4 protein-coding genes and 1 pseudogene are annotated in these 4,572 nt (G+C 62.1%); all 5 read left to right on the top strand.

The genetic code is table 11. From position 1 onward, the window contains the following. The coding region (locus LU671_RS28980) for a bacteriophage T4 gp5 trimerisation domain-containing protein (protein ID WP_442964158.1) at positions 1-609 on the top strand (609 nt) is incomplete at its 5' end. After that, positions 606-1,178, top strand: coding sequence for a DUF4123 domain-containing protein (locus tag LU671_RS28985; protein ID WP_232857797.1), 573 nt, complete (start codon positions 606-608; stop codon positions 1,176-1,178). The genes LU671_RS28980 and LU671_RS28985, both read left to right, overlap by 4 nt. After that, entirely contained in the window at positions 1,175-2,014 is an 840-nt protein-coding gene (locus LU671_RS28990) for a hypothetical protein (RefSeq protein WP_232857798.1), read from the top strand. Before LU671_RS28985 ends, LU671_RS28990 begins: the two co-directional genes overlap by 4 nt. Continuing rightward, a complete protein-coding gene (locus LU671_RS28995; protein WP_232857799.1) occupies positions 2,007-3,884 on the top strand; it encodes a hypothetical protein in 1,878 nt (625 codons plus the stop codon). The genes LU671_RS28990 and LU671_RS28995 overlap by 8 nt, the downstream gene beginning before the upstream one ends. A 2-nt stretch (positions 3,885-3,886) precedes the next feature. Further along, positions 3,887-4,572, top strand: a pseudogene (locus LU671_RS29000) (hypothetical protein); the annotation flags it as partial.

Consider the following 4,572-nt stretch of genomic DNA (forward strand, 5'->3'; position numbering starts at 1 on the left):
AAGGGGCAAGGTTTCAACGAGCTGCGCTTCGAGGATGAACTGGGGCAGGAAGAGGTGTTCATCCATGCGCAGCGGGACCTCAACGCCAAGATCAATCACGATGAAAGCCACACCGTGGGCAACGATCGCACCCTCTCCACCGGCCGTGACAGCAGCACCTGCATTGCCCGCGACGCGACACTCAGCACCGGTCGCGACCGCCGCGACCATGTGCGCCAGGACTGCTTCACCCACATCGACCGCAACCTGGTGCACAACATCGGCAACGCCTGCAGCGAGACGATCGGCAGCGACCACCACCTGAGCATCGGGCGTGACCAGACGCTGATCATCGAGGGCACCCAGACCCTCGAGGCCCGCACGGCCCAGCGCCTGCTGACACCGTCGTACATGCTGCAGGGCACCGAGCGAATCCATATCCGCGGCCCCGCCGGCAAGATCATCCTGGACGCCGACGGCATCACCCTCGAAGCCCCCAACATCCGCTTCAAGGGCAACGTCACCTACCATCCCCCGGTCCAGGCCCAGGTCGAGGCCATCGAAGCGGCAATCCGCGGAGGGACGCCGCTGATCGAGGAATGCCCATTTGCCGGGGAGGACGACGCATGAGCCTGCATCGGCAACTGAGCGAGGCCGGTGCGCCAGTCAGCGCCGACCAGCCTCTGTACCTGCTGGCAGAGGCCTGCGCCGTGCCTGGCCTGCCGGGGCGGCTGGAGTTCCATGGCGCGCATTACCAATACCTGTGGCACCTGCACCTGCGCCCAGGCCTGGAAAACCATGCGCCACTGCTCCTGCAGCTGTCACCCGGCACTGACCTCGATACCTGGCTCGCAAGCCGACAGGCGACGTTCGCCTGCTCCGTGGTCCAGAGCACCCTGCCGCTCGCGGAACTGGCATCGCACTTGCGGCGTTTCGGCAAAGTGCAACAGGGTAGACAGCGTTATTTCCTGCGCCTTGGCGATCCCGCTTCGCTGCACCTGTATGTGGCCTCATTGGCGCAACAACCGCAGGCCCTGGCAGACCTGTTCGCCCATGGCCGCATACGCCAGCTGTATTTCCATATCCCCCAGACCGGCCTGGCACAAGGCGTTCAACCCTTGTTCGAACAAACCGCGCAAGACTGCGAACAGGACGGCTGCCTGGCCTGGCTGACACCGTCCGGGGAGGTCGCCCGGTGAAACTGCCCACCCTCGACCTCGGCGCCCTGACCACGGCCTCCCGGCAAAACGCCAATCGCCAGCTTGTCCGTTACCTGAAAGAGCACTTCGATGCGCTGGCGCATCTACCCATCACCCAGGAGCGTCTTCCCCACCTGATCGACCAGGCGGGCAGCATCACCTGGAGCAATGACTCCCCCGACGCCACGGAGTACGCCACGCAGACCTTGATCCACGTGCTCCTGGGGCTCGCCTGGTGGAACGACCCCAGCTGCCAGCCACTGTGCTCGCTGCTTGAGGTTGATGGGCTGCACCATGACCAACGGCTGCACCTGCTGACCGCGCAGGCGATTGCCCAGGGCAAGCGCCAGCAGGCTGTGCTGCCCGGCATGCTTGCCGTCCTCCTCGACCTGCTGGGCTGGCATGACGACACCTGGGAGATGGATCGGCTCTGGGACACGCTGGCCCGGCTCATGACCCGCCGAGGCCTGGCGCTGGAGACGCACGAGAAGATCTACCGCACCTACGAAACGGATGCCTGTGAGCGCTATGGCCTGCCGCCCCTGGTCCATCGCGAGCTCAATGGCCAGGAAGTGCTCGCCTACCGTCATTACGGCTGGCGCATCCCGAAGCTCTCCGATGCGTTGACAAAACAGCCCGCTCTGCAACGTAACCAAATAGTGCAGCACATCCTGCTGGCAATCGTGTTCGGCCGCGCCTTCTTCCTCAGCGCAGCGTTCACCGAGTGGATGGTGGCACTGGACCAGCAAGCATCCTCCAGGGAAAGACGCGCCACGCTGGCCGGGCTACTGACGACTTATCAACGCACGCTGGTGGAGGTCGTGCCCCATGCCTGAAACAGCTATTTCATCCCAGGACAAGATCTACCAGGACGTCCTCGACGGCAACCTGCCCAAACCCGTCGAGCTGTGCATTCCCTGCACCCTCCCCGGCGCGATGTTCTCCCTCGAGGGCGACGAGGGCTGCGACTTCCTGCTGGGCATTCCACGCCAGGGCGTCGGCCCCGCCTGGTTTCGCGACAACCCATGGATCCGCGACACGGCCCGCAACCATCGCGACACCTTTCTGCAGCAGGTCCTTGAGCAGGCCGGCAGCACCTACGGCGACGCCTGGCTCGCCGAGTTCCATGCCTTCGCCGCTCGCGAAAAACTGCAGCTGGTCTGCGTCGACGAACAGATGCGCCTGGACGACCTGGCGCCGCCCGTGCTCGACCACATGGGCGTGCGCACCCACCAGGGCATGGGCTTCGAACTGCACAGCAATTTCTTCTTCGCCGACCACAGCATCTACTTCGCCACCTTCACCCACGCCCGCTGGTCCGAAGCACCTCGCGAGGAGTACCTGGACGACCAGGGCGAACGGCACATCAGCCCGCCCTACACCTGGCATTCGCCCAGCGGCCTCTACTCCGTCGACCAGGCCTGCACGCAACTGGCCGCCCACTTCGCCAAGGCCAAGGCCAGGTCGCGCACCTGGGAGGGCGTCAAGGGCGCCGCCGAACTCGCTCTCGGCCTGCTGGCCACGGTACCGGTGGTGCGTGGCATCCGCGGCGGCGTCAGCGCCGGGCGCTACGCCTTCCTCGCCCTGGAGGGCGCCTTGGCCGCCGACGCCATGGTCGACGGCAGCAGCCGGATGATCACCGGCGAAGGCCTGAGCATCGGCGAAGCGTTCTTCACCGAGCTGGCCAGCCTGGCCAACCCCACCACCGCCGAGGCCCGTGGCAAGCAGGTGTTCATGGCCATCAACCTGGCCCTGCTGCTGCCCAACGCCCTGGGTGGCGCGCGCTGGTTGATGCACAAGCTGCGGCCCGGCAGCGTCACCACGGTGCGCCTGGACAACGCCGCACTGACCGAGGAACAGGTACGCCGCCTGGGCCGGCGTGAGGCCGGCGAGGTCAGCGTGCTCGAGACCCGCATCGACCGCCCGGCCCGCGACGGCGGGCTGGCGGTGCGCGCCAGCGAGCTGCACGCCATCGACCGCAACGCCAGCCGGATAGCGCTGGAGGTGGTCGGCGGGCGTGCCGACTACGCCTACATGGCCACGACGATGCGCGACCGCCTGGTGGCGCTGATCAGCCACGCCGTCGGACCGGTGCGCATGGGCGGCGGCCTGACCCGGGTGGTGGCCGACGCGGGCGAAGAGGCACTGGCCGCGGCGCTGGTCAGCCACTGGAAGGTCAAGCCGGAGAACATCCTCGGCATGAGCACCCATCCCTCGCGAGCCAGCCAGTACGGTTTGAAGAACAAGAGCGACCAAGGCATCGACATGCTGGTCTACGTGCCGCCACCGCCATCGATGAGCGTGCGCAACCCGACGAACCAGCAGATGCGGCATCACATCGATGGGATCAAGGGGGTGGCGCCGATGGAAGAGTTGCAGTTTGCCGAGGGGACGTTGTTGGTGATCGAGGTGAAGACGACGTTGGGGAAAACCAAGACGCCGGGGTTTCTAAAGACCCAACAAAACGGTGGAAAAGCCAATATCAGGAGAATTCAGCGGCTTATTGAGAAAAAAACCCAAGGATGGGATCCCCATAAACTAATCAACTCAGACCCAAACGTCATAGACAAAATTGACGCCATCAACACTGCATTCAACGATAGAACAATATCCTATATGCACGCCCAAGTATTTTTCGACGCACAGGGCTCCCTGAGCAAACTAACAAATAACATGACAGGCATTCAAATCAACCACTGGAACTAAAAATGACAAAAAATATATCTGTACGCCTTCAAAAAAACATTGATAAAATTTCCTCTTGGGGAATGAACAGCTTCCCAGTCAGGGAACATTTGATCATTGATTATGCTAATGGAACCGGAAACTTCCACAAAGCAAGCCAGCAGTTATTTGCAATAGGCATGACTGAATTAGGGAGCACCCTAGCATCAGCCACAATCAAGCAACACTTTTCGACCAGAATGGAGTTCGCCAATGCAATCATAAAAATGCTTACCGCAGACACAATTCGAACACATAAACTTAAAGACACTCAAGAGTTAGGTCTTGCAACACTGGATGACCTTACCCACCTCATGCTTTGTACACTGGCTTGTGGCCAGTTCAACTTAATTCACCCAGTTCATCAGACTGTCTTCGCAGGCCTTGGGCATGGCTATGGAGTAAGTGATGGACACGATCTCCCTATCGGCACCACACTACGTTACGCCGCCTTCGGTCTAGCAATCATTGGCGACTGGCTGGGCAAACCACTGGACCTCGACAAGCACGCCTTGCCCCGTGATCCAGCCTGGGGCCAACTGGTTGCCCATTGGCGCGAGCCCGATCCGGAGAAATTGCTGCCTATTCTGATAGCAGCCTGCGACACCCATGTCGAGCGCATCGCCCTCAACTCCCGCGAACTTGATTCAGGTAACTTCGAATTCGGCTC

The organism is Pseudomonas sp. NMI760_13 (genome assembly GCF_021283245.1).
In the GTDB taxonomy this organism is placed as follows: Bacteria; Pseudomonadota; Gammaproteobacteria; order Pseudomonadales; family Pseudomonadaceae; genus Aquipseudomonas; species Aquipseudomonas peradeniyensis.